At 50.5% G+C, this 22,488-nt stretch carries 24 protein-coding genes, 5 tRNA genes and 1 pseudogene; 13 read left to right on the forward strand and 17 right to left on the reverse strand.

The features are described 5' to 3' along the window. Window positions 1-18: 18 nt before the first annotated feature. From IDAT_RS07655 to hemA, 6 genes and pseudogenes are all read right to left on the reverse strand, one after another. Window positions 19-828 (reverse strand): transglutaminase family protein, encoded by an 810-nt coding sequence (locus tag IDAT_RS07655; RefSeq protein ID WP_162178394.1) that lies wholly within the window; start codon window positions 826-828, stop codon window positions 19-21. 30 nt (window positions 829-858) lie between these two features. Then, a complete protein-coding gene (locus tag IDAT_RS07660; RefSeq protein ID WP_034732494.1) occupies window positions 859-1,233 on the reverse strand; it encodes a SirB2 family protein in 375 nt (124 codons plus the stop codon). A gap of 89 nt (window positions 1,234-1,322) precedes the next feature. Next, window positions 1,323-1,832 (reverse strand): annotated as a pseudogene (locus IDAT_RS07665) (response regulator); the annotation flags it as partial. Continuing rightward, window positions 1,822-2,667 carry a peptide chain release factor N(5)-glutamine methyltransferase gene (gene prmC / locus IDAT_RS07670; protein WP_034732499.1) on the reverse strand — a complete coding sequence of 282 codons (846 nt, stop codon included), beginning with the start codon at window positions 2,665-2,667 and terminating at the stop codon, window positions 1,822-1,824. The pseudogene IDAT_RS07665 and the gene prmC, both read right to left, overlap by 11 nt. After that, on the reverse strand, window positions 2,667-3,758 hold the full coding sequence (gene prfA / locus IDAT_RS07675) for a peptide chain release factor 1 (protein WP_034732748.1): 1,092 nt from the start codon (window positions 3,756-3,758) through the stop codon (window positions 2,667-2,669). The genes prmC and prfA overlap by 1 nt, the downstream gene beginning before the upstream one ends. Before the next feature lie 15 nt (window positions 3,759-3,773). After that, window positions 3,774-5,036, reverse strand: coding sequence for a glutamyl-tRNA reductase (gene hemA, locus IDAT_RS07680; RefSeq protein ID WP_034732503.1), 1,263 nt, complete (start codon window positions 5,034-5,036; stop codon window positions 3,774-3,776). Window positions 5,037-5,130: 94 nt separating this feature from the next. Between hemA and lolB the strand changes: the two genes are divergently transcribed. From lolB to ychF, 6 genes are all read left to right on the forward strand, one after another. Next, window positions 5,131-5,763: a lipoprotein insertase outer membrane protein LolB gene (lolB, locus tag IDAT_RS07685; RefSeq protein WP_034732505.1), complete on the forward strand. Its 633-nt coding sequence runs from the start codon at window positions 5,131-5,133 to the stop codon at window positions 5,761-5,763. After that, complete coding sequence (gene ispE / locus IDAT_RS07690) at window positions 5,751-6,620, forward strand: 4-(cytidine 5'-diphospho)-2-C-methyl-D-erythritol kinase (protein WP_034732508.1); 870 nt, start codon at window positions 5,751-5,753, stop codon at window positions 6,618-6,620. The genes lolB and ispE overlap by 13 nt, the downstream gene beginning before the upstream one ends. An 8-nt stretch (window positions 6,621-6,628) precedes the next feature. Next, window positions 6,629-7,576, forward strand: a complete 948-nt coding sequence (locus IDAT_RS07695; protein ID WP_034732511.1) for a ribose-phosphate pyrophosphokinase — start codon at window positions 6,629-6,631, stop codon at window positions 7,574-7,576. 125 nt (window positions 7,577-7,701) lie between these two features. Beyond that, window positions 7,702-8,373: a 50S ribosomal protein L25/general stress protein Ctc gene (locus IDAT_RS07700; RefSeq protein ID WP_034732513.1), complete on the forward strand. Its 672-nt coding sequence runs from the start codon at window positions 7,702-7,704 to the stop codon at window positions 8,371-8,373. 6 nt (window positions 8,374-8,379) lie between these two features. After that, on the forward strand, window positions 8,380-8,970 hold the full coding sequence (gene pth / locus IDAT_RS07705; protein WP_034732515.1) for an aminoacyl-tRNA hydrolase: 591 nt from the start codon (window positions 8,380-8,382) through the stop codon (window positions 8,968-8,970). A 4-nt stretch (window positions 8,971-8,974) separates the two neighbouring features. Next, a complete protein-coding gene (gene ychF / locus IDAT_RS07710) occupies window positions 8,975-10,066 on the forward strand; it encodes a redox-regulated ATPase YchF (RefSeq protein WP_034732523.1) in 1,092 nt (363 codons plus the stop codon). Here the strand turns inward: ychF and IDAT_RS07715 are convergent. The 5 genes from IDAT_RS07715 to IDAT_RS07735 are packed head-to-tail and all read right to left on the reverse strand — an operon-like array spanning window position 10,063 to window position 15,131. Continuing rightward, window positions 10,063-10,902, reverse strand: coding sequence for a sulfurtransferase (locus IDAT_RS07715; protein ID WP_034732524.1), 840 nt, complete (start codon window positions 10,900-10,902; stop codon window positions 10,063-10,065). The genes ychF and IDAT_RS07715 overlap by 4 nt on opposite strands. 19 nt (window positions 10,903-10,921) lie before the next feature. Next, window positions 10,922-11,332, reverse strand: a complete 411-nt coding sequence (locus IDAT_RS07720; protein WP_034732525.1) for a group I truncated hemoglobin — start codon at window positions 11,330-11,332, stop codon at window positions 10,922-10,924. A 10-nt stretch (window positions 11,333-11,342) separates the two neighbouring features. Beyond that, window positions 11,343-12,191: a DUF3034 family protein gene (locus tag IDAT_RS07725; protein WP_034732526.1), complete on the reverse strand. Its 849-nt coding sequence runs from the start codon at window positions 12,189-12,191 to the stop codon at window positions 11,343-11,345. Next, entirely contained in the window at window positions 12,188-14,476 is a 2,289-nt protein-coding gene (locus IDAT_RS07730) for a putative bifunctional diguanylate cyclase/phosphodiesterase (protein ID WP_034732527.1), read from the reverse strand. Before IDAT_RS07730 ends, IDAT_RS07725 begins: the two co-directional genes overlap by 4 nt. Continuing rightward, window positions 14,466-15,131 (reverse strand): cupredoxin domain-containing protein, encoded by a 666-nt coding sequence (locus IDAT_RS07735; RefSeq protein WP_051986654.1) that lies wholly within the window; start codon window positions 15,129-15,131, stop codon window positions 14,466-14,468. The genes IDAT_RS07730 and IDAT_RS07735 overlap by 11 nt, the downstream gene beginning before the upstream one ends. 69 nt (window positions 15,132-15,200) lie before the next feature. Here IDAT_RS07735 and IDAT_RS07740 point away from each other — a divergent pair, with 69 nt between their 5' ends. Next, the gene (locus IDAT_RS07740) at window positions 15,201-16,610 is read left to right on the forward strand and encodes a class II fumarate hydratase (RefSeq protein WP_034732528.1); all 1,410 of its coding nucleotides are present in this window, start codon (window positions 15,201-15,203) and stop codon (window positions 16,608-16,610) included. A 33-nt stretch (window positions 16,611-16,643) separates the two neighbouring features. Beyond that, window positions 16,644-17,309, forward strand: coding sequence for an SDR family oxidoreductase (locus tag IDAT_RS07745; protein WP_034732529.1), 666 nt, complete (start codon window positions 16,644-16,646; stop codon window positions 17,307-17,309). 153 nt (window positions 17,310-17,462) lie between these two features. On the opposite strand, the gene IDAT_RS07750 is transcribed toward IDAT_RS07745, so the two are convergent. From IDAT_RS07750 to IDAT_RS13560, 3 genes are all read right to left on the reverse strand, one after another. After that, on the reverse strand, window positions 17,463-18,056 hold the full coding sequence (locus IDAT_RS07750) for a hypothetical protein (protein WP_162178395.1): 594 nt from the start codon (window positions 18,054-18,056) through the stop codon (window positions 17,463-17,465). Then, window positions 18,035-18,562 (reverse strand): RHS repeat-associated core domain-containing protein, encoded by a 528-nt coding sequence (locus IDAT_RS07755; RefSeq protein WP_034732531.1) that lies wholly within the window; start codon window positions 18,560-18,562, stop codon window positions 18,035-18,037. Before IDAT_RS07755 ends, IDAT_RS07750 begins: the two co-directional genes overlap by 22 nt. A 304-nt stretch (window positions 18,563-18,866) precedes the next feature. Next, window positions 18,867-19,862, reverse strand: a complete 996-nt coding sequence (locus IDAT_RS13560) for an RHS repeat-associated core domain-containing protein (RefSeq protein WP_162178396.1) — start codon at window positions 19,860-19,862, stop codon at window positions 18,867-18,869. 366 nt (window positions 19,863-20,228) lie between these two features. Between IDAT_RS13560 and IDAT_RS07770 the strand changes: the two genes are divergently transcribed. The 5 genes from IDAT_RS07770 to IDAT_RS07790 all read left to right on the forward strand — a co-directional run bounded on the left by IDAT_RS07770 (window position 20,229) and on the right by IDAT_RS07790 (window position 20,715). Then, window positions 20,229-20,305: transfer RNA gene (locus IDAT_RS07770), tRNA-Met, on the forward strand. 13 nt (window positions 20,306-20,318) lie between these two features. After that, a tRNA-Leu gene (locus tag IDAT_RS07775) sits at window positions 20,319-20,403 on the forward strand. Window positions 20,404-20,440: 37 nt separating this feature from the next. Then, window positions 20,441-20,515, forward strand: a tRNA-Gln gene (locus tag IDAT_RS07780). 23 nt (window positions 20,516-20,538) lie between these two features. Beyond that, window positions 20,539-20,613, forward strand: a tRNA-Gln gene (locus tag IDAT_RS07785). A 15-nt stretch (window positions 20,614-20,628) separates the two neighbouring features. Continuing rightward, window positions 20,629-20,715 (forward strand) — tRNA-Leu (locus tag IDAT_RS07790). A 26-nt stretch (window positions 20,716-20,741) separates the two neighbouring features. On the opposite strand, the gene IDAT_RS07795 is transcribed toward IDAT_RS07790, so the two are convergent. From IDAT_RS07795 to IDAT_RS07805, 3 genes are read right to left on the reverse strand one after another with little or no spacing between them, the layout of a single operon-like run. Next, entirely contained in the window at window positions 20,742-20,966 is a 225-nt protein-coding gene (locus IDAT_RS07795; protein ID WP_034732534.1) for a hypothetical protein, read from the reverse strand. A 2-nt stretch (window positions 20,967-20,968) separates the two neighbouring features. Next, window positions 20,969-22,105, reverse strand: a complete 1,137-nt coding sequence (locus tag IDAT_RS07800) for an FAD-dependent oxidoreductase (RefSeq protein WP_034732535.1) — start codon at window positions 22,103-22,105, stop codon at window positions 20,969-20,971. Between the two features lie 6 nt (window positions 22,106-22,111). After that, entirely contained in the window at window positions 22,112-22,465 is a 354-nt protein-coding gene (locus IDAT_RS07805; protein ID WP_034732536.1) for a DMT family protein, read from the reverse strand. Window positions 22,466-22,488: the final 23 nt, after the last annotated feature.

Consider the following 22,488-nt stretch of genomic DNA (forward strand, 5'->3'; position numbering starts at 1 on the left):
TAATGGGTGAACGAACCACTAGTGCAGAATTGTTTGCGGCTGGGTCCAGTTTTCTAGTTGTAAGCGCAGCAACTGCGCACTCGGATCATCGGGGCATTGTTCGACAAAATACTGGTAATCGTCAACTGCAACGTGATTGCAATCGAGTTCTTCGAGAATATAACCGCGGTCACGAATTTCGTAAGGGTCGTCGGGCAGCACGGTCAACAACATGTGGACAGTTGTGAGTGCATCAGCAAAACGGCGATCACTAATGAAAGCATGTTTGAGCTCAGATAAGTACCGCACGAGTATTAACTTTTGTTCAGCGGCTTCGAGCACTTCCCAACTGAACTGCTCTTCATCTTCAGTGGCGTCTTCAAAGCGCTCCTGCACTTGGCTACCATGCAACAATTCACCAGAACTTGGATCAACGAAGTAACTCGACTGCGCATAATCAAGACGCAGTAACGGATAATCGGGAAAATCGATGAGCTCGAGCACGAGGCCATGATAAGACGCAGCTTCTTGCAGTAAAAATGCTAACGTCAAAGGTTCACCAGTACGCAAGCGTATCGCACGGTCAACTAAGACGCGTTTTGCGCTTAGGAGTGGCTCTGGCGCTTTACTGAAGCCTAAGTGGACATAGAACAAACGGCATAACGCCTGTAAGCGTTCGACTTCATTCTCTTGTTGTAACGACGGGTGTTCGCGCAGTGCGTTCAACTCTTGGTAAAACGCACTCACATAAGTATCGCTGTCCGCATGGAACACACGACTTATCTCCCACAAAATCTCGATAGTCGGGAGTAACTCGTGATCGACATGTTCTAAATACGAAAACTGCATACTTTTATTCATTACTACCTTATATTTTGTTTAGCCAATCAGTGCTTGTTTGCTAAAAGCAATGTGCAACAAGAACGCAATCCAGCCTAACGCTACGACAAAGCCTACGTAAGCCATGGCTTTAGTTTTCGCTTTCATCGCTACTAAACCAAAAGCAATATAGCCAAACAAACCCAGTAACTTGTTACCTAACCAAGCAGTCTCCCACGGCCATTGCTGCCACTCTAGTAACAACGCAACAATCGTTAAGAGTAAAAATGTATCGATAATATGTGGCACAATTTTGACCCACTTCTGCTTGCTAATCGCAGCATCCATGGTGTGCCAAAAAAATCGCAGCACGAATAATAACACACTTACCGCCACAAAGGTGACGTGGAGATGTTTTAGCGCTTCATATGGCATCTGTTTTAATCCTCTTGTTCTTGTTGTTTTATGGCTGCTGCAGCTGCTGGAAAATCACGAGCGAGCGTTTGTTCAATGCGACGCAAGCGCTTTTCGAGTAATTGGCGTTGCTGCTCAACCTGCATGATATCGCGGTAAGATCGCAGTGCTGACATCACGCTGGTGTATAGCTTTTGCGAGGTCAGCTCAGTTTTCGCCTTATAATCGTTGATATCGTAGTTCAATACCACGGCGCGCTCGGGTGCCTGCCCCGGTTGCCCCGTACGCAAAATAACACGAGTTCGTTGATTATGTCGCGTATGACGCAAATAGTTGACTACTTGCAAGCCGGCGTCATCGGTATCCATCACTACATCTAGCAAGACAATAGCGAGGTCTGGATGTTGATCGATCTGTTGCTTTGCCTCGGCCAGCGAATGGGCACTCACAAACTCCAGCCCAGCCCCCTCAAAAACTAGATCCATCAAGGCTAAACGAGTGACCGCATGCACTTCTTTCTCGTCGTCGACGATTAGTAATTTCCATTTTTTAACCGAATTGAGCGGCTTAGGTGCAGAGTTTTGCGTCGCCTCGTTCGCGAAAATAAAATCACTCGACATCATCCGTCCCCCATCTTCCTAACGTGATACGGTCAAGATTAGCATAATCGCGCCGACTCTCGACAGCATGAAAGCCGCGTGCAATGAACAACTCTCGGCAGCGCTCAGCCTGTTGCCAGCCATGCTCAAGCACCAACCAGCCTCCTTTACTCAAGTAGTCTGGACCCTGGTCGATGATCGTTTGCAAATCTGCAAAACCGGTAGCAGCCGCAACCAATGCCGAATGCGGTTCAAACCGCACATCGCCCTGCTGCAGATGCGGATCATCAGCGGCAATATAGGGCGGATTACTCACGATCAAATCAAATTTTTGCTGGGGCAATTGTGCGAACCAGTCACTCTGTTTAATTTGCACCTCGAGCGCTAAACGTTCAGCGTTCAATCGCGCCAAAGCCACTGCATCAGCAGCATTATCAACAGCAATGACACGCCACTGGGGCCGCTCACTTTTCAGCGCTAGGGCGATGGCTCCAGTGCCCGTACCAAGATCAAGAACACTCGCCGACGCACCAACTGCGAGGTGCAGACATGTTTCGACCAAAATTTCGGTATCAGGTCGTGGAATCAAAGTACTGGCGTTGACTTGTAAGGGCAGCGACCAAAATTCACGCTCACCCAACAGGTGCGCCACCGGCTGACCGTTTGCCCTTGCTGTTATGAGGCGGTCATAGGTCTCTACTTGGGCTTGGCTGAGTTCACGTTCGGGCCACGTATGCAAATAGCTGCGCGTTTGTTGTAGGACATGCGCCAACAACACTTCGGCATCAAGTCGCGGTGTTTCACTATCAGACAGGCGCTGCTGCGCCTCGCGCAAACACTTGGCAATGCTGGCCATTAATCCTGTTGCTCAGCTAATGCTGCCAATTGGTCCGCGTGATGCTCTTGCACAATGGCATCAAGCAGTAAATCGAGTCCCCCCTCGAGCACTTCGTCTAACCGATAAAGTGTCAAGTTGATACGATGGTCGCTGACGCGGCCCTGCGGATAATTGTACGTGCGAATGCGCTCTGAACGGTCACCGCTCCCCACTAAACTACGGCGAGTTGACTGTTCTTCTTGGCGACGCTTATCGTCTTCCATTTGCTGCAAGCGCGCATACAACACCGACATCGCCTTCGCACGGTTTTTATGCTGTGAACGCTCGTCCTGGCATTCCACCACAATACCCGATGGAATGTGAGTAATGCGGATGGCTGAATCGGTTCGGTTAACGTGCTGACCACCAGCACCAGAGGCACGGAACGTATCGACGCGTAGGTCGGCTGGGTTGATTTCTACCGCTTCCGCTTCAGGAATTTCCGGCAAGACTGCTACGGTGCAGGCTGAGGTATGCACCCGTCCTTGAGATTCCGTTTCGGGCACCCGTTGCACGCGATGACCGCCACTTTCGAACTTCATGCGACCGTAGGCACCTTCGCCAGTCATGTGCGCAATGACTTCTTTAAAGCCACCATGCTCACCTTCATTGGCACTGACAATATTCAGTTTCCAACCATGCTGTTCGGCATAACGACTGTACATACGAAACAGGTCGCCGGCAAAAATAGCTGCTTCGTCGCCGCCGGCACCAGCACGAATCTCTAAATAACACGGACGATCGTCATTCGGGTCGCGCGGCAACAATAGAATTTGTAGCTCTTGCTCGAGTTGCTCTTGCTGCTGTTTCGCTTGCGCTAGCTCGAGCTCACCCATTTCACGCATTTCTGCATCATCTTCAGCAATCATCTCTTGCGCAGCTTGCGCATCTTCTTGCGCCTGTTGATAAGCACGAAAACACTTTACTAACTCCTCAAGTTGGGAGTATTCACGCGACAAGCCCCGAAATTTATCTTGATCGGCAATGATGCCTGGATCACTTAGCAGATGTTGGACTTCCTCGTAGCGCTCTAACAACGCTTCAAGTTTGCGCGTAATTGACGGATTCATCATGAATGCACGACCTTATTGAGTATCTTTGTACAATTGTTGGAATAACGCCAACGCTTGAAAATCGCCTTGCGCACCTGCCTCACGTAAAACTTTGGTGGGCTGATGCAAAAATTGGTTGGTGAGTCGCTGAGTGAGCTCAGCGAGAACTTCATCTGCTGGCTTTCCAGCGGCCAGTTGATTCCGTGCACGTTGCAACTGCTCTTGTGCAAGTTGTTCAGTGCTCTGGCGAAACTCACGCAGAATATCGACATGGTCTAAGGTGCGCAGCCATTGCATGAATTGCGCGGTCTGCTCAGCAATCATGCCTTGCGCTTGCGCAGCAGCTTCCTCGCGACTGCGCATATTCTCCGCGATAATACCTTGCAAATCATCAACGGTGTAAAGATAAGCGTCATTTAACTCGTTGACCTGCGCCTCAATATCGCGTGGTACCGCCAAGTCGATGAGCAACATAGGCTTGCGCCGCCGCTGCTTCAACGCTTGTTCAATCATGCCCTTACCGATAATTGGCAGGGTGCTTGCTGTGGACGAAATCACAATATCAGCTTGCGGCAGCAATTCCGGTAACTCGCCCAGCGTGTGCGCTTGACCTTTATAGTTTTGGGCCACCTGTTCGGCCCGCGCGAGCGTTCGATTGGCGACCGCTAAACCTTTTACGCCGATTTCATTTAAATGCTGTGCGACTAATTCGGCAGTATCACCGGCCCCCACGAGCAGAACCTGTGCTTGCTCCAGCTCGGCGAAAATGTGGCGCGCTAAATTAACCGCAGCAAACGCCACGGAAACAGCGTTCTCACCAACAGCTGTCTCACTGCGGACACGCTTAGCAATATGAAACGTCTGTTGAAATAAACGCTCAAGAATACCGCCCACGCTGGCTTGATTCTTGGCGAATTGATAGGCCTGTTTGACTTGCCCTAAAATCTGCGGCTCACCCAAAATCAAAGAATCGAGTCCGCTCGCCACGCGCATCAAGTGGTCAATCGCCGCATCATCTTCGTGACAATAGACGTGCGCTTGCAGCGTCGTTGCTGGAATACCATGATAGCCGGCCAACCAACCAACGAGTAAGTCGGTCGAAGTGACGCCATTAGCCTCAGCATGACAATAAATTTCGGTGCGATTACAGGTTGAGACGATCACTGCTTCGCGCACACCGGTCTGCTCACGCAGGGCTGGCAGCGCATGATGCAACTGTTCAGGTGAGAACGCGAGACGTTCGCGCATATCAACCGATGCGGTTTTATGGTTAACACCGAGAGCAAAAATCGTCATAATAAAAAGCAGAGGGCCTCTGGCACAGCAAAACGCCGCTAATTGTACGTCAAAGGCGATATGATGAAAAGCACACCAACGGTGGTACAAACCTATGAAAGCACGCTTGTTGTTGCTGACGATACTACTCCTGAGCGGTTGCGCGACCGCGCCACCGGAAATTCCGATGAGTGCAATCGATGCTAACGCTGTCGCCCGTCACCAACAACAGCTTGACGCCATCACGCAATGGCAGCTGACGGGCCAAATCGCATTATTTAACTTGCAGACCGACGAACGTGATGCTGTGTACTTAGAGTGGCAACAAGCACCCACGGTTTTAAACTTGCGTTTTTATCACCCACTCAAAGGCACACTTGCGCGCTTAGAAGAAACCACTAGCGGCGCGGTGTATTACGATGAAGACGGTCAGGCGTACTATGGCGCAACTGCCGAAAGCCTTATTCAACGCCTGTTTGCGCTTAAATTACCGCTGAACCTGTTGCGTACAGTCGTGCTCGGTAAGCAGCCGCCGCAAGCTCGGGCACAGCGCTTTCAATTATTCGACGAGGCAGACTTACCCGCAGCAGTCTTAACCGAGTACGAAGTAAACGACCAACAACAGCTGTGGCGAGTACAACTGGCGCAATATGAACGGCAAAACAATCAGCTGCTATTGCCTACTGAAACCCAGTTGGAAAATAGTCAATGGCGCGTGAAACTGAGGATCCGTAAATGGCAACTCTAACGCTTCCAGCGCCAGCAAAACTCAACCTATTTTTGCATATCACCGGGCGCCGCGCTGATGGTTACCATCAGTTACAAACGGTGTTCCAGTTTTTAGAAATCGCCGATCAATTGTCGTTTACGCTGCGTGGTGATGACCGCCTTGAGTTTCAGTGTTCCGATTCTGCCCTAGCCAACGATGCCAATTTGGTCGTTAAAGCAGCTCGCTTGTTGCAAGCGCAGCAGCGGCAGCGCCAAGGTGTCAGAATTATCCTCGATAAAATACTGCCATATGGTGGCGGTCTTGGCGGCGGTTCATCAGACGCGGCAACCACCCTGTTGGCGCTTAATCATTTGTGGCAACTGCAACTGACGGTCGATGAGCTTGCCACTATTGGCTTGCAACTCGGCGCTGACGTGCCGGTCTTTGTGCGCGGCTTCGCAGCTTTTGCTGAAGGCGTTGGGGAACAACTGAGTCCTGTCTCGCCACCAATGCCTTGGTATCTTGTGGTTGACCCAAAAGTACACATTAGTACCGCTGAATTGTTTGCTCACCGCGAACTCAAGCGTGACTGCGCGCCGATCAATCTCGGCGACTGGCAACAGCAACAAACCAGTAACGTATTTGAACCACTGGTCCGCCGACTGTACCCAGAAGTTGCCAATGCCCTCGACTGGTTGGTAGAATACGCGCCAACTCGGCTCACGGGCACCGGCGCCTGTCTGTATGGCGCCTTCGAGAGTCAAGAATTGGCACGTGCTGCGTTAGCAAGGATGCCCGCACCATGGACCGGATTTGTCGCACGAGGCCTAAATGAATCCCCGGTCTGCCAGCTACTTCGGCAGGCTTCAACTGACAACCTAACCAGCCAAAATTGAGGTTTAGTGTGCCTGACATGAAGCTATTTGCTGGCAACGCCACGCCAGAACTTGCGCAAAAAATTGCCGATCGCCTTTACATCAAACTCGGTGAAGCCGATGTAGGTCGCTTTAGCGACGGTGAAATCAGCGTAATGATCAACGAAAACGTGCGTGGTTCTGACGTTTTTATCATTCAATCTACTTGTGCACCAACCAATGACAACCTAATGGAACTGATTGTCATGGTCGACGCGTTGCGCCGCGCATCAGCTGGCCGCATCACTGCGGTCATGCCGTATTTCGGTTATGCTCGCCAAGATCGTCGCGTCCGCTCAGCACGAGTACCTATTACGGCGAAAGTTGTTGCTGACTTCTTGTCAAGCGTAGGTGTTGACCGTGTGCTCACAGTTGACTTACATGCTGAACAGATTCAGGGCTTCTTTGACGTGCCAGTCGATAACGTGTTCGGTAGCCCAGTGCTGTTAGAACATTTGCGGCAACAGGATTTCCATAATCCAGTTGTGGTATCACCTGACATCGGCGGCGTAGTGCGCGCTCGTGCAGTAGCCAAACTCCTGAACGATATCGACCTAGCCATTATCGACAAGCGGCGCCCGCGTGCTAATGAATCACAAGTAATGCACATTATCGGTGATATCCAAGATCGCGATTGTATTATCGTCGATGACATGATCGATACCGGTGGCACTTTGTGTAAGGCTGCTGACGCACTGAAAGCAAACGGTGCTAAGCGTGTATTTGCCTACGCCACTCACCCAGTGTTTTCGGGCAATGCTGTGCAGAATATTCGCGAATCGAACATTGATCAGGTAGTAGTAACCGACAGTATTCCATTGACGCCAGAAATGAAAGCACTCGATAAAGTACACCAACTTACCCTCAGCGGCATGCTTTCAGAAGCCCTGCGCCGTGTCAGCAACGAAGAATCCATCTCGGCAATGTTCGAGTACTGATTGAATTTATTGGGCGCGGGTGGTACTATTCCGCGCCCTTAAAATTGACCTGCAATTTTTTGGAAAGTGCTGGTTATTTGGTCGCGAATAACCGGCTTATTTTTATTTAACGGAGACACTCCATCATGTCGACTATTGATTTTACTATTCAAGCAGAACTGCGTACTGACTTAGGGAAAGGTGCGAGCCGCCGCCTTCGTCGCGCAGAAAAAGTACCGGCAATCCTGTACGGTGCGAACAAAGAAGCGGTGTCATTGACCCTTGATCACAACAAAGTGAACAACATGGCCGATCACGAAGCTTTCTATTCGCACATTTTGACGATCGTTGTTGATGGTAAGAAGCATCAAGCCATCTTAAAAGACGTTCAACGTCACCCATACAAGCCGAAATTGACTCACCTTGACTTCCAACGCGTTGAAGCGGGTCAGAAGTTACACACGCACATTCCATTGCACTTCTTAAACGAGAAGTCGGCGAAAGGCGTGAAAGACGAAGGCGGTGTTGTTGTTCACCACTTGAACGATGTTGAAATCACTTGTTTGCCAAAAGATCTGCCTGAATATCTTGAAGTAGACGTAGCAGGCCTAGAATTGGGCTCTACCTTACACTTAACTGACCTACAACTACCAAACGGTGTTGAATTGGTTGAGTTAACTAAAGGTGAAGACCACGACCAAGCGGTCGTTTCTATCACTGCGCCGCGCGTTGAGAAAGAGCCAGAAGCTGAAGAAGAAGTTTCTGCTGAAGTTCCAACCGCGAAAGAAGCCAAAGAAGAAGACAAAGACGAAGAATAAGTCGTCATGTCGACCATTCGGTTGCTTGTGGGCCTGGGTAATCCAGGCCCCGAGTATCTCCAAACCCGTCATAATGCAGGCTTTTGGCTCGTCGACGCGTTCGCTCAGCGGCACGGCTTGAGTCTCCAACCTGAAACCAAATTTTTCGGTACCACCGCGCGCTTGCAAAAAGGTGCATGGGACTTGCGTCTGTTGCAGCCTATGACTTTTATGAACCGCAGTGGCAAAGCTGTAGGTGCCCTAGCTAATTTCTATAAAATACAGCCTGAAGAAATTCTGGTCGCTTATGACGAATTAGATTTGCCACCGGGCGTCGCGAAATTTAAAACGGGCGGCGGTAGCGGTGGTCATAACGGTATTAAAGACATCACGGCCGCGCTTGGCAGCCCTGATTTTCATCGTTTACGTATTGGTATCGGTCATCCAGGTCACAAAAGTAAAGTGACCGGCTACGTGCTTGGCAAAGCGCCAGCAACAGAGCAACAATTGATGGATGATACCATTGCGCAAGCATGCCAAAGTATCGAGGTGTTGTTGGACCAAGGCTTACTTGCCGCCCAACAACAGTTGCACAGTTTTAAAGCTCAGAGAGACTAAGCACATGGGATTCAAATGCGGAATTGTTGGTTTACCTAACGTAGGTAAATCTACTTTGTTTAATGCCCTCACCAAAGCTGGTATCGAAGCAGCGAATTTCCCGTTCTGTACCATCGAGCCCAATACCGGTGTAGTGGCAGTTCCAGATCCACGTCTCGACCAGTTGGCGGCAATCGTCAATCCGCAGCGTGTGGTGCCGACAACCATGGAATTTGTCGATATTGCTGGATTGGTGAAAGGTGCATCGAAAGGTGAAGGCCTTGGTAACCAGTTTCTCGCGAACATTCGCGAAACCGATGCGATTGGCCATGTGGTGCGTTGTTTCGAAAACGACAACATTGTCCACGTCGCCGGCAAAGTTGACCCACAATCGGACATCGAAGTTATTAATACTGAGTTGGCCCTAGCCGACCTAGATAGCGTTGAGAAAGCCATTCATCGTCAAAGCAAAAAAGCCAAAGGTGGCGATAAACAAGCTAGTGCAGAAATTGCGGTCTTAGAAAAGCTGTTACCTGCCCTAGAGAATGGTGAAATGGCGCGTTCCGTGAGCTTAACCAAAGACGAGCGTGCCACTATCCGCTCGTACAACCTGCTCACCTTAAAGCCGACCATGTACATCGCTAACGTCAACGATGACGGCTTCGAAAACAACCCGTATTTGGATAAGGTTCGCGAAATTGCCGCTAAAGAGGATGCGATTGTGGTTCCTGTCTGTGCCGAAATTGAATCGGAAATCGCCGAACTCGATGACGATGAAAAAGTAGAATTCATGGCCGACCTAGGCATCGAAGAGCCTGGCTTAAACCGCGTTATCCGCGGTGGTTATGAACTTTTAAACCTGCAGACCTACTTCACCGCAGGACAAAAAGAAGTCCGTGCTTGGACCATTCCGGTGGGAGCTACTGCACCACAAGCAGCAGGTAAAATTCACACCGACTTCGAAAAAGGCTTTATTCGCGCAGTGGTCATTGGTTTTGACGACTACATTGCTTGTAAAGGCGAGCAAGGTGCGAAAGAAGCAGGCAAACGCCGCGAAGAAGGTAAAGAGTACATCGTTAAAGACGGCGACGTTATCTTATTCCGCTTTAACGTTTAAGCAATCGGTAAATCAGTACGTGCGCCCCACTCGGCCCACGAGCCATCATACAGGCGCACGTTCTGATAGCCCGCTAAACGCGCAGCTACCAATAAAATACACGCGGTAATACCAGAGCCGCAGGTCGTTATGATCGCTCGCTCCTTATCCTCCCCCAGCAGTTCAGCAAATAGTTTTTGCAATTCCTCTGCTGATTTATAGCAATGACCGTCTAACACACTCGCAAACGGGAGACTTATTGCGTTGGGAATATGGCCTGCGCGCATGCCTTTACGTGGCTCCGCTTTTCGCCCGTAAAAGCGGTCCTGTGAACGGGCATCAAGGATCGCGCTCGAACCTTGTGTGGCCGCTTGTAGTACCTGCTGCCAGACCACACAGCTATCGCTGGTGGGATTTGCTTGCAACTTGCTTGGTGCGCGCGACGGTGCGATTGTCGTCGTTGTGCTGCGGCCCTCTGCACACCATTGCGGCAAGCCACCGTCTAAAATTACGCTGTTATGAAATCCCATCGCCTGCAGCACGACCCATGCGCGCGGTGCTGAATAAATGCCTTGGTTATCGTACAGCACCATGGTGTCGCCGGGCTCGATTCCTAACTGCTGGAGCTTTGCAGTCACTTGCGCCGCAGTTGGAAAGGCATTCGGCTGCGACTTAGTGGTATCGGTAAGCGCGGTCTCTAACTGCACTAATTGAGTGCCCGGCAGATACACCTGAGGGTCATAAATGATCGGCTCTTTGCCCACCACTTTGGCCATACTCGCATCGAGTATCTTTACTTGTGGCTGCCCACTGTGCGCCGCCAACCATTCGGTACTGACGAGGATGTTCGACTGCATCACTGCTACCTTTTGCGCGTTAGCGGCCAACAATCTCACCATGAAACTCGGCTAGAATCGCGAGTAACTGATTTTGTGTGCTCACCGCTAGCTGGTGTTGTTCCATTGCCGTAATCAAGTTTTCAACAATAGCATTAAACTCACTGCGGGTGATGTTCATGCCGGTGTGGACCTCGATCATATTGGCGCCTTCATACACGCACGGGCCGCCGACCAGCTCACAGACGTGTTGACTAATCATGCGATGAAAGCGCTCGATATCGACATTTTCAAAGTGCTCAATGACGCGCTCATCAGCGGCGATTTCAAGCACAAAACTTGCCATTAAGTCGTCGATACCTTGCTTTTCACCTAGCGCACGATACAGGTCGCTAGCTTGTGCTGGGAGCAGCAGTAAACTAAAGACTAACGCCAAAAATTTATATTTCATTGCTTGCCTCCTAAAAGCTTACTTGTACCGATACGTAAGCACCGGTTTGGTCGGGTAAGCCAGCAATACTTTTTAAGTCAACGTAAGCGAGTACTACAGCCACCGACTTATTTGGAAACCAGCCGACAAAGACATCACGCCAGTCGTATTCCTTGGCGAAGCCTAAATTGTCCGGTTTCTGGCGATATTCGGCACCCACCAACCACTGCCGATTGATAAACATGCCCACACTCGCCTCACTGACCAAGTCGTAATCGTCATTGACATCACCACCAAAACCAAGCAAACCCAGTTGATTTGCCTTGGTCGCACGCAACGTATAATTCGCAACCCAAGTTCGATCAAAAGGACCCGCAAGCCAAGCCTTCGCTGCGCTAACATAATAATCGGTACCACTGTCGTCGCGCGCGCCGACCGCCTCAGGCAAAGCATAGGTTTTATTGCGCTTGTGCTGAATACCAAAAGCCACTTGCGGCGCCGTGCCGTAGACTAAATCACCGTATAGCCTAAGTTTTAGACCGTAAATGTCTTGCTGTAGATCGCCGCCAATGGTGTTTAACCCCAAGCGCTGCTGGGCAACACTCAGTTCAATGCGATTGTCGTAATTAAAGTTGATACTTTGCACGCCCAGTTGAAAGTCCTCAACATCGGCGAAGTTTGCATTAACGGTGACACCCCACTCGCCCTCTTCAGCATAGCTAGCGAGTGTCGCCCACGGCACTATTCCACCGCCGCTCGTGCCCTCAATCGTGGTTACGGCACCGGTGGCAAGCAGCTTGCCATCATCGGCATACAGCACCGAGGTATGGCATAAACTGAACACGCTCAAAGCGAGCATCGATAAGTTACTCATTTTCATGGTTGCTGTTCACTCTCTTTCTGTTGCAACGCCTGTTGCAGCTGCGGTGCCTGCTGCTGCAACCAGTGAATCAATTCAGGTGCGGCCAGCGGTCGGCTAAAATAGTAGCCTTGCACCGTATCACAATCAAAATCTCGTAACAGTTGCCATGCGGCCGCCTCTTCTACCCCTTCGGCCACCAATTGCAACCCGAGCGCATGTGCCAAGGCTAGCGTTGAGTGAACAATCACTTGATCTTGTGAGTTCGTCGGCAACTCACGAATGAAGCTCTGGTCGAGCTTAAGCTCATCAATCGGCAGCTGCTTGAGTTGCGCTAACGAGGCATAACCCGTGCCAAAATCATCAAGGGCGACTTTAACGCCAATAGCGCGCAGTTGCTGGAGCCGCGCAGTCGCCAGTTGCGGATCGGCCATTACTGCGCTTTCTGTAACTTCCAACGTCAATTGTTGCGGCGGTAAATGGCGTTGTTGTAATTGCGCTTGAATGAATTCCACCAACTGTTCAGATTGCAAATCGACCGCTGATAAATTGATCGCCATATGCAATTTGTAGCCTTGTTCGAGCCATAGTTGCTGTTGGTTGAGTGCCGTCTCTACCACCCAGCGGCTGACTCGCAGGATATCGCCCGACTGCTCTGCCAATGGAATAAATTCATCCGGTCGCACCACACCTAATTGCTGATGTTGCCACCGCACTAGGGCTTCAACGCCTAATACTTGACCCGAAGCGCTGGCTAATTTCGGCTGGTAATGCAAATGCAGATCGCGGCGTTCGATAGCTTCAGGCAGTGCCTGCAAAATTTGCAAGCGGCGCAAATAGGCTTCGTCACTACCGGCTTGATACTCAGACCACAAACTACTCTGTTGATGGGCGGCATGAGCAGCTAATTCCGCGCGTCGGATCAGCGTATCGCTGTCACTGCCATGTTGCGGGTAGCACACCAGTCCACAACGAAATTCGAGGCGATACGAGGTGCCACCGATCTGCCATGGTCCCTTCGCGAACTGCTGAAGTCTTTGATCAAGTTTTACCCGATCTTGCGCCGCACTTTCGGTAGTAAGCACAAATTCGTCGCCAGCAAGCCGCGCAAATTGGTGTGCTTCGGGGAACAAACGCTGCAGACGTTGCGCCACCTCTTGTAACACCTGATCACCAAAGCGCTGGCCTAAGCGGTCATTAATGGCGCGGAAATGTTGAATATTCACGACCAACAAGCACCCGCTTTCCGTTGCTTGGATACGCGTGTTAAACGTTTGCTGAAAGGCGCTGCGATTCGGCAGATCGGTAAGTAAATCGTGCTTGGATTGGTACAAGATCCGTTCTTCACGCTCAGCAATCGCATTGCGCATACGATTAAAAGCATCACCCAAGCGCCCAAACTCATCGCGCTGCTTGATCTGAATCGGTGCAGTAAAGTCGCCTGTGCCAAGCCGTTTTGCCGCTTTGGTCAGTTCGGATAAGGGGCGATGAATCCAACGCGCGGTAATAAAAGCAAGAAGTAACGCTACCAGCATCGCGGCCAAGCCAAAGCCGAGGTACTGCTGGCGTAATTCAACATAGCCTTGTACGGCATCTTTGCGCGAGGTGCTGACTAACAACCCGGTTTCGTTAAAGTCCGTTACATGCGCAGCTAACTCAACAGTCTCCAACCATTGACTGAGATTATTGGCAGCTAATGCAGCCACTAACCCTTGTTGTTGCTCAGTGGTGAGACTTGAAGCAAACACCGAATGACCGGTTTCGCTATAAAAGGTCAAATCGGCATTGGTTAGACGTTGAAGTGACAACGCTAGCGCGTCATCCACCACGAAACCAAGTGTTGCGTAGGCAATCAAATCGGGCGCTCTTACCGGTACTGTGACCAGTTGATACAAACCGCCATCGATCACCTGCACACCGCGCGGTTGTGCCAGCATTTGCTGGGTATCAAGTGCATGCGTGCTGGCCAGTTCAGTGCCGTCTGGACGATACAACGCCATTAGCTGCGTACCGATGCGATCGCCATGATTGACCATCGCCGAAATGAGCGTTTCGCGATCGCCGACCGCAACCGCTTCACGAAAACCAAAGTCATCTGCCAGCACTTGCGCTGCTTGCAACAACTGCTCACCTCGCACCCGCAACAGCTCGATGAGCACCCGCTCACTCACTCCAAGTTCACGCTCGACCGTTCGTTCTGCCTGACTTGAGGTAGCCACTGTAACCGCTGCCAGTGTGGCAATCAGTACGCTGGCCGCAAGCACCAGAAAGAGAATAAAAAGTCGCGTGCGGAAACTAGTGAACATGTTGCTTTAACTGATTAAAGCGTTGCTGTAACGCGGACGGTTCGGGAGCCTGTTGTTGCTGTTTCGCAACGGGCAGTTGCACTTGAACCTGCGTCTGTTGCGCCGCAACGGCAACGTTGAATTCGGCCGCAGGATCGTTGCCCAGTCCGGGATACCACACCCTAACTTCGCTCTCGCCCTCAGCAACCGTGACCTGCGCCTGACCGCTGTCATCCGTCAACACTGATTGCGGGTGCGCGGACACATACAAATAAGCACGCATGTGATCATGGATATTACAGCCCAACACCACCACGCCTGCATTTGGAAAAGCTACTGCGGGGGCTTCGATGTTGCTGTACAACGGTAGCTCAAAGGGTTTGGCTGGCGAAAAAGAGAACACTTGATGACGAATATTGTCACTGTTCGGAAAGTTAACGGTAGCGCCGACCTGAACCACGGAGATAAAGGGGTCGAAGAGTCGCTCAACTTGATCGATGACCGTACTTGACGCTGGAGTTTGCGAGCCGACAACCTGACTCGATACTACTGCCCGAGCCAACGCTTGCCCCTGCTCATCGACCACTGTCACAGTCACCTCGCGCGCTTGCGCCTCGGCGTTACCTGCCAGATGTAGTAGCAACAAAAAACCAAAAACTATTTGAAAGTTGCGCATCCGCACCCCATGCTTCTATTAAGTCTTAAAATTTACGCGCACTGCTATACAACAGATCAAGGAGCAGCTATGGCGACTCAATCAAGCAATGGAAACACTCGTACCGAAAAAGATAGCATGGGCGAAATCGACGTACCAGCAGAAGCGCTATGGCGTGCACAAACTGAACGCGCACGGCAAAACTTTCAGCTCAGCGCGCTACGCTTTCCGGCCCGCAGCATTGCCGCCCTCGCTCATATCAAAGCCGCTGCAGCCCAAGCAAATGCAGACTTGGAGCTGCTAACCAAAGAACAAGCTCAAGCCATCACTGCGGCCGCCAATTCGTTTAGCCGAACTCCCGATCTGCAACACTTCCCCTTGGATATCTTTCAAACTGGCTCCGGCACCAGTACCAACATGAATATGAACGAAGTGTTGGCCGAAACAGTGCGGCGTAACAAGGGGCCCAACGTTCACCCTAACGATCATGTCAATTGCAGCCAGAGCAGTAACGATGTCATTCCGACCACTATTCAAGTGAGTTGTGTCATTGCTTTACAGGAACTTTGGCTGCCAGCCATTATGCATCTACAGCAAACCATTGAGGCAAAAGCGCAAAGTTTGGCTGACGTCGTCAAAACTGGTCGTACCCACTTAATGGATGCGATGCCGATCACCATGGCGCAAGAATTACGTACCTGGAGCACGCAACTGCATCATTGCCAAGCGCATGTGAACGAGGTCTGTGAGCGCTTACGGGCGCTGCCACAGGGCGGTACAGCCGTGGGTTCTGGCATCAACGCACCGCGTGAGTTTCGCAGCAAGTTTTGTGAACATTTGAGCGCCCGCACCAAGCAACAGTTTTACCCAGCCGATAATCCTTTCGCCGGCATTGCGGGGCAAGAGTTAAGTTTGCAATTAGCCGGCGCGCTGAATAGTTGCGGTGCTGTCTTGCTGAAAATCAGCAACGATTTGCGCTGGATGAACAGTGGTCCGTTAGCTGGGCTTGGTGAAATCAGCCTGACCGCCTTACAACCCGGTAGCAGCATCATGCCCGGCAAAGTGAACCCGGTGATCCCTGAGGCTGTCGCCATGGTTGCGGCCCACCTCGCCGGGAGCTATCAAACCATCGCCACAGCTGCGCAACAAGGCAACTTTCAGCTCAATGTCATGCTGCCATTGATTGCGTATCACCTCATCGAGTCCATTGAATTGAGTGCAAATGCGATGCGAGCCCTTGCAGATCAAGCCATTGCCGATTTCAGTGTCAATCATGAGCGACTTGAAGAAGCCTTGGCGCGAAATCCCATTTTGGTCACCGCCTTAAATTCGGTCATCGGCTACAACGAAGCAGCTAAAATTGCCAAACGCGCGTACCAAGAACAACGCCCTGTCATCGATGTTGCGGAAGAGATGACCGATTTATCGCGCACTGAGCTCGAGCAATTACTCGATCCGAAAAAGCTCACCCGCGGCGGAATTCCGGGCGCATCTGATTAATTAATTCATATTGAAACAATAGAAGGAGTTTTCATGAGTCAACACGTCGTTATTACCGGAGCGAATCGCGGCATCGGCCTAGCACTCGCCAAACAGTACCAGCAGCAAGGCGCTGAGGTCACTGCGGTTTGCCGTACGCCTTCTGCTGAACTTGAACAATTGGGCGTTGCCATTATCGATGGGATTGATGTCACCGACGCCAAAGCGCGCGAATTGTTAGCCGCGCGCCTCGCAGAGGATCCCATTGATATTCTCATCAATAACGCTGGCATCCTTGAAGGCGACAACTTCGACAGCTTCGCAGCCGACAGTATCCAACGCCAATTGACCGTGAATGCGGTGGCGCCGCTCGAGCTGAGTCGTACCCTGCGCCCTCTGTTAAAGAACGGTAGCAAGCTCATTCTCATCACCTCACGAATGGGCTCAATGACCGACAACGGCTCTGGTGGCCAATACGGCTATCGCATGAGTAAGGCCGCGCTCAACGCCGCTGGCGTCTCGTTGGCTAACGATTTAAAAGACGCAGGCATTGCCGTTGCCCTGCTTCACCCCGGCTACGTGCAAACCGACATGGTCGGCAATCGCGGCGACATTTCGGCAACCGAGGCCGCCACGCGCTTAGTTCAACGCATCAACGAACTAACGCTCGCCAACACAGGCTGCTTTCGTCACAGCAACGGCGAAAAGTTGCCTTGGTAAACGGCTGCGCGCGTCAATTGAATACGAATATGGACATGCTCGCATGTCCACAGGGCGAGAGCCATGGATGGCTCGAGTCACTCCTAGCGGGTGCGACATTTTTATTGGCCTGGAGCGCACCTCACTGATTTTATATTCTTTTGTATTTAGGCGCTATGAACAACGACCTCTCCACTTTTCCAATTGTTTTTCGGGCAAGCCGAGAACCATATAGTCTCCACGGGGTGTTAAGAACGTAAACATCGTTACCTGCCGATTACTAAATTCAACTTTCTTTATAGCTTCAGCGCCAATCGCCAGTTCACCACCAATACAATAGTACACATTTCCATTCGGGTAGCCTTGTTTCATCATTTCAGCCGAAAACTCAAACCCTGCGGCACCATTTGTGAATGGATCAAAAACCACCAAGGGAACACATGAACTCGACCTCGGCGCGCAAGCTTGATAACTCGTAGTTTCGGTCATTTTTCGCCAGGTATAAACTGCATCAAACGGTGTGAAATAATATGGACTGGACGAAAAATGGAGTTTAGAAGCCGAAGTAACTATGTAGTGTGTCCCAAGCATTTCCTGCAAAATTGTATGGCTTTCTGCAGTTACCGGCGCAAGTTCTTGTTGCAGCCAAAACCGCGCGCCATCCGCATATTTCAAAAGAAAGTGTGAAGCAACGAGAAAAAAGGTCACACTCACGACAAACGTACCAAATGGCGACAATGGATTTTTCATCTTAGCAAGCTTCCACATGTCCCGACCGCAACAACCAGCATAACTCCTAGAGTGCCAGATGCAGCGTCAAAATTATTAGCCTGCGCCCAATCAGCGTGAGCGACACTCATCTTCTGATACAAATCCCTCATTTCGCTCTGCTTTAACTGTAATTCCACTTTTCTTTCGAGGTTGTTACAGCTATTTGCTGCTGAACCGAGTTCGTCAACAGCTTGACCCAACATTGCAACCCCACGAGCATAAGGATTGTTTTCATAAGCGTTCATGGCAGCAGTTCGCACTCCCGCAGCATCAAAAGCAAACGCTCCAACTGACATCCCCAAACACACAACGCCAACCATTTTTTTACGAGATATACCGTCTGGGTCGCTATAAAGCAAAGGATTGCTATCGACGTAGGCATAAGTGTTTAAACCACCATTTAACCCAATCGGGTCTGACTGAATATAGCGCCCCGTGCTTGGGTCATAATCACGATGCCAGTTCTCATAATAAACGCTTGGTGAGCACGTAAAATAATACACTCGGCTGTCCTCTCAATATCAGAACTTATCAGATCAGCCAGCCTGTATTACTCGAACTGACGTTTAAAATAATACTAATACTCACACTGACTAGCATCAGAATTCCACCGTCCCCCACTATCCAAGCATTTATCTATATCAAAATACCCAAACGAAGCGATAAATAAACTAATTAAGAGAAGAAGTATTCCAAGGCCCAACGCAATCCAAAAAACGTGTTTGCGTGCAAGCGTCTTTTTCCTAAATAAGAAAATGGTGACGAAAATAAGTGCTATGACGATAAAAATGATCATAAATATCAATCTTAATATTTACCTGGAAGGCCCGGAGGTCTAAAAGGACTACAAATCTCCGAACAACTTTCATAAGAGCTATTCGAGCCATGTTTGCGACCATAATCATTTGCCTCACGATCTTCGTTACAGGCTTGCTCTGAGTCCCCTTTGAGATACTGATCAGTCAGCTCTCGCACCTCACTGACGATCATAGATTCAATTTGTCCTCCTAGCCCTCTACTCGCAGCTTGACAGTTCGCTTTGCAATGAAAATATTTATCTGCTCCGATAGTATTTGCGTTGCGCATATCTTGATAATTATTGTAAAAATCAAGATCAGCCATAATCGCGTCAGGGAAAATGGTTATGATATCTCGAATCGCATATAAGCCATATTTGTCAGTGAATAGTAATGGATTTCCACCCACATAAACATACGTATTCATCCCACCGCTCAACCCAATCGGGTCTGACTGGATATAGCGCCCGGTACTTGGGTCGTAATCACGATGCCAGTTCTGCCAAGTGCCGCTCTCGTTGTCCCAATATTGACCGGGGAAGCCGATATTCAGTGCACCAATGCTAGAGCTCACAATACTGCGGTCAAAGCTTTGCAAATCGGCCTCCCAAACTACCGCTTTCGTGTCATCGGTCACTTTGTGCGGGCGACCTAAGTGGTCGTTGTGCACAAAGTACAATTCATCATTATAAACAAGCGCAACCAACTCGCCTTCAAGCCAAATATAGCTTTTCACATGTGGCCCGTTCTTGGTTTCGCTCAGCAGTTCACCGCTTTGGCCATACAAAAAGGGCCATTCGGTCGTCGTTGAGCTCTTGGCGACCCGTTGCCCGTTAGTGTCATACCAGTTTTCGTAATAAAATCCTGATGAATGTGTCAGCCGGCGTACGCGGTTATCACCGCCATAGGTCCAAGTGTTGGTCTCTTTTTGGAGCTGATTACCCGCATAATCGTAAGCCCATAACGATGTATAGCTACCACTGGTTCCGACACGGTGCCCGGTCAATTGGTTGCTGTTTGCATCGAACGTATCACGATTAAAACAACATACCAACATCAGGTTCGACAAAACGGCAGGAACGCCGTTTTGGACATGCAAGCATGCCCACAGGGCGAGAGCCCTGTATGGCTCGGGTTACTCCTGTCGGGTGCGCCATTTCTACTTTTCTTAAAGATTGCCGTTACAAGCCTTTTGAGACATTCGTATGCGTCCTTAAAACCGCTTGCGTTGAATAAATAGCCAAACAAACGCTTTTTTGAGCAGTCGCGCCAACAAAAGCGTATTTTTGCGAAAAAGAGGTTGACGCTCGAGCCCCTGATTTGCATAATACGCGCCGCACTCACCGAGCGCAGTTTTAAAAAAATTTGGTATGGCTACGTAGCTCAGCTGGTTAGAGCACAGCACTCATAATGCTGGGGTCGCAAGTTCGAATCTCGCCGTAGCCACCAACCGAATCTCTGAGCGGACGTGGTGGAATTGGTAGACACGCTGGATTTAGGTTCCAGTGCCTCACGGCGTGAGAGTTCAAGTCTCTCCGTCCGCACCAACTTCGCATCGATGAGGGCAAAGTTTTTAAGCCTAGTTGGGGTATAGCCAAGCGGTAAGGCAGCGGGTTTTGATCCCGCCATTCCCAGGTTCAAATCCTGGTACCCCAGCCACTTAAAAGCTGTTTTCCGAGAGTTGGGGTATAGCCAAGCGGTAAGGCAGCGGGTTTTGATCCCGCCATTCCCAGGTTCAAATCCTGGTACCCCAGCCACTCTCCCTGCTTGTTGCGGTGGTGGCGGAATTGGTAGACGCGCTAGCTTCAGGTGCTAGTGTCCGAAAGGACGTGAGGGTTCAAGTCCCTCCCTCCGCACCATCTAATCCATGGTGATCGCAACAATGCTAAGAACCGCCGCCTGGCGGTTTTTTTTCGTCTAGCGCTTGCTCGCGTTCTCGTGTGTATTCGGCAAAAGTCTTCGTCACTTCACGCTCACATTCCATCCGTTGCATTTCGCTTGGCAACCGTTGGCACTGTTCCAAGCGCTCATCTTGCGCACCATAATACCAACCGGCGGCAGAACAACCGCTGACAATCAACGCACTGAATGTCATTAGTATCCACTTCATCGTTAGCTCCAGCCCATAGCGGCTTTAATGATCTGTTGTTTAATCGGTTTGATCTTCGCGACCGCTTGCAAACCTAATCCGACGGCCAAGCGCGGCAGCAAATGTTCACTGCGGAAACCAAAGTGAATTGCATCCATCATGCGCATCATTTGTTGATTCACTAGAGTTTGTTTTCTTTCATACGTTTTCAACGCAGTTCGCAACTCACTCGCTGCCAACGCGCTCATTAGTGTTTGTACGTCAACGAAACCGAGATTCACCCCTTGCCCTGCAAGCGGATGAATACTATGCGCGGCATCGCCAATGAGGACAACACCGCGAGAATCGAAGTAGCGTAATGCGCGCTGGCGGCGCAGCGGAAAACTCGCATGCTTTTGCAGGGTAAAAGCGCCGAGCACCGGCGCAAAGGTTTCATGGAGTGCTTGCTCAACCTGCTCGGTACTGGCATCACTCCACACAGCCTCTGCGCGATAATCAATCAGACAAGCCAAATGGTCGTTTAACGGTAACAACGCATAGGGTCCCTCGGCGCGAAAGACTTCCCAGGTTTTAGCCGCTAGCGGCTGCTCGACTTCGGCAATGGCGAGCAAGCAGCGCATATCGTAATCCCAACCACGCATACCTATCTCGGCAGCGCGTGCAACCGCAGAATTTGCGCCATCGGCACCGATGAGTAAGTCAAATAAGAGCGTCTCGTCATTGTTCAGGAGCAGGTGTTGCGACTCGAGCTCATAAGTTTTGATCTCAGTTTCAGCGCGTAAAGTCACGTTCTCAAATTCGCGCAACACTTGCCAACAGGCTCGCACCAAGGCGTCGTTTTCAACCATCACACCGAGTCGAGGCGCAGCCACGTCGGCCGCAGCAAACTCCACCGTTTGGCGGTCGCGCGTGGTAACACTCAAGCCGGCGTAACTGAAATATTTAGCACTGTCGACTTGCGTCCAAACACCCAGCTGTTCGAGCCACTCGACGTTTTTCTGGTGCACCGACGAGATGCGTAAGTCCCACTCCTGACTTACAGGCTGGTGATCAGGTGCTGCGCCGCGTTCGAGTAGCGTCACTTGATAGCCTTGACGTGCTGCGGCAACCGCCGCGGCCGCGCCGACCAATCCGCCTCCAACAATGACAATGTGCATCATTAAGCCTTATCCTGTTAACTTAGCTCGCATAATAAAAAAAACTGCTCCAAGAATACACAATCCAGCCCACAAATAATCCCAAGTCAGCTTCTCTTTCATGTAAAAAATAGCAAACGGCACAAATACAGTCAGCGTAATGACCTCCTGCAGAATCTTGAGTTGACCGAGATTCATCACTTCAAAACCGATACGATTTGCCGGTACTTGCAGCAAATATTCAAACAGTGCCACTCCCCAACTCAAAAATGCGGCAACAATCCAAGGCTTGTCAGCGAGGTTCTTTAAGTGTGCATACCACGCGAAGGTCATAAAAACATTGCTAAGTGTCAGTAAACTGATCGTGATAAGATAACGGTTCATGCGGTCCTTCCTTAATAAAGGCG

It is taken from the genome of Pseudidiomarina atlantica (assembly GCF_000753735.1).
GTDB classification, from domain to species: Bacteria; Pseudomonadota; Gammaproteobacteria; order Enterobacterales; family Alteromonadaceae; genus Pseudidiomarina; species Pseudidiomarina atlantica.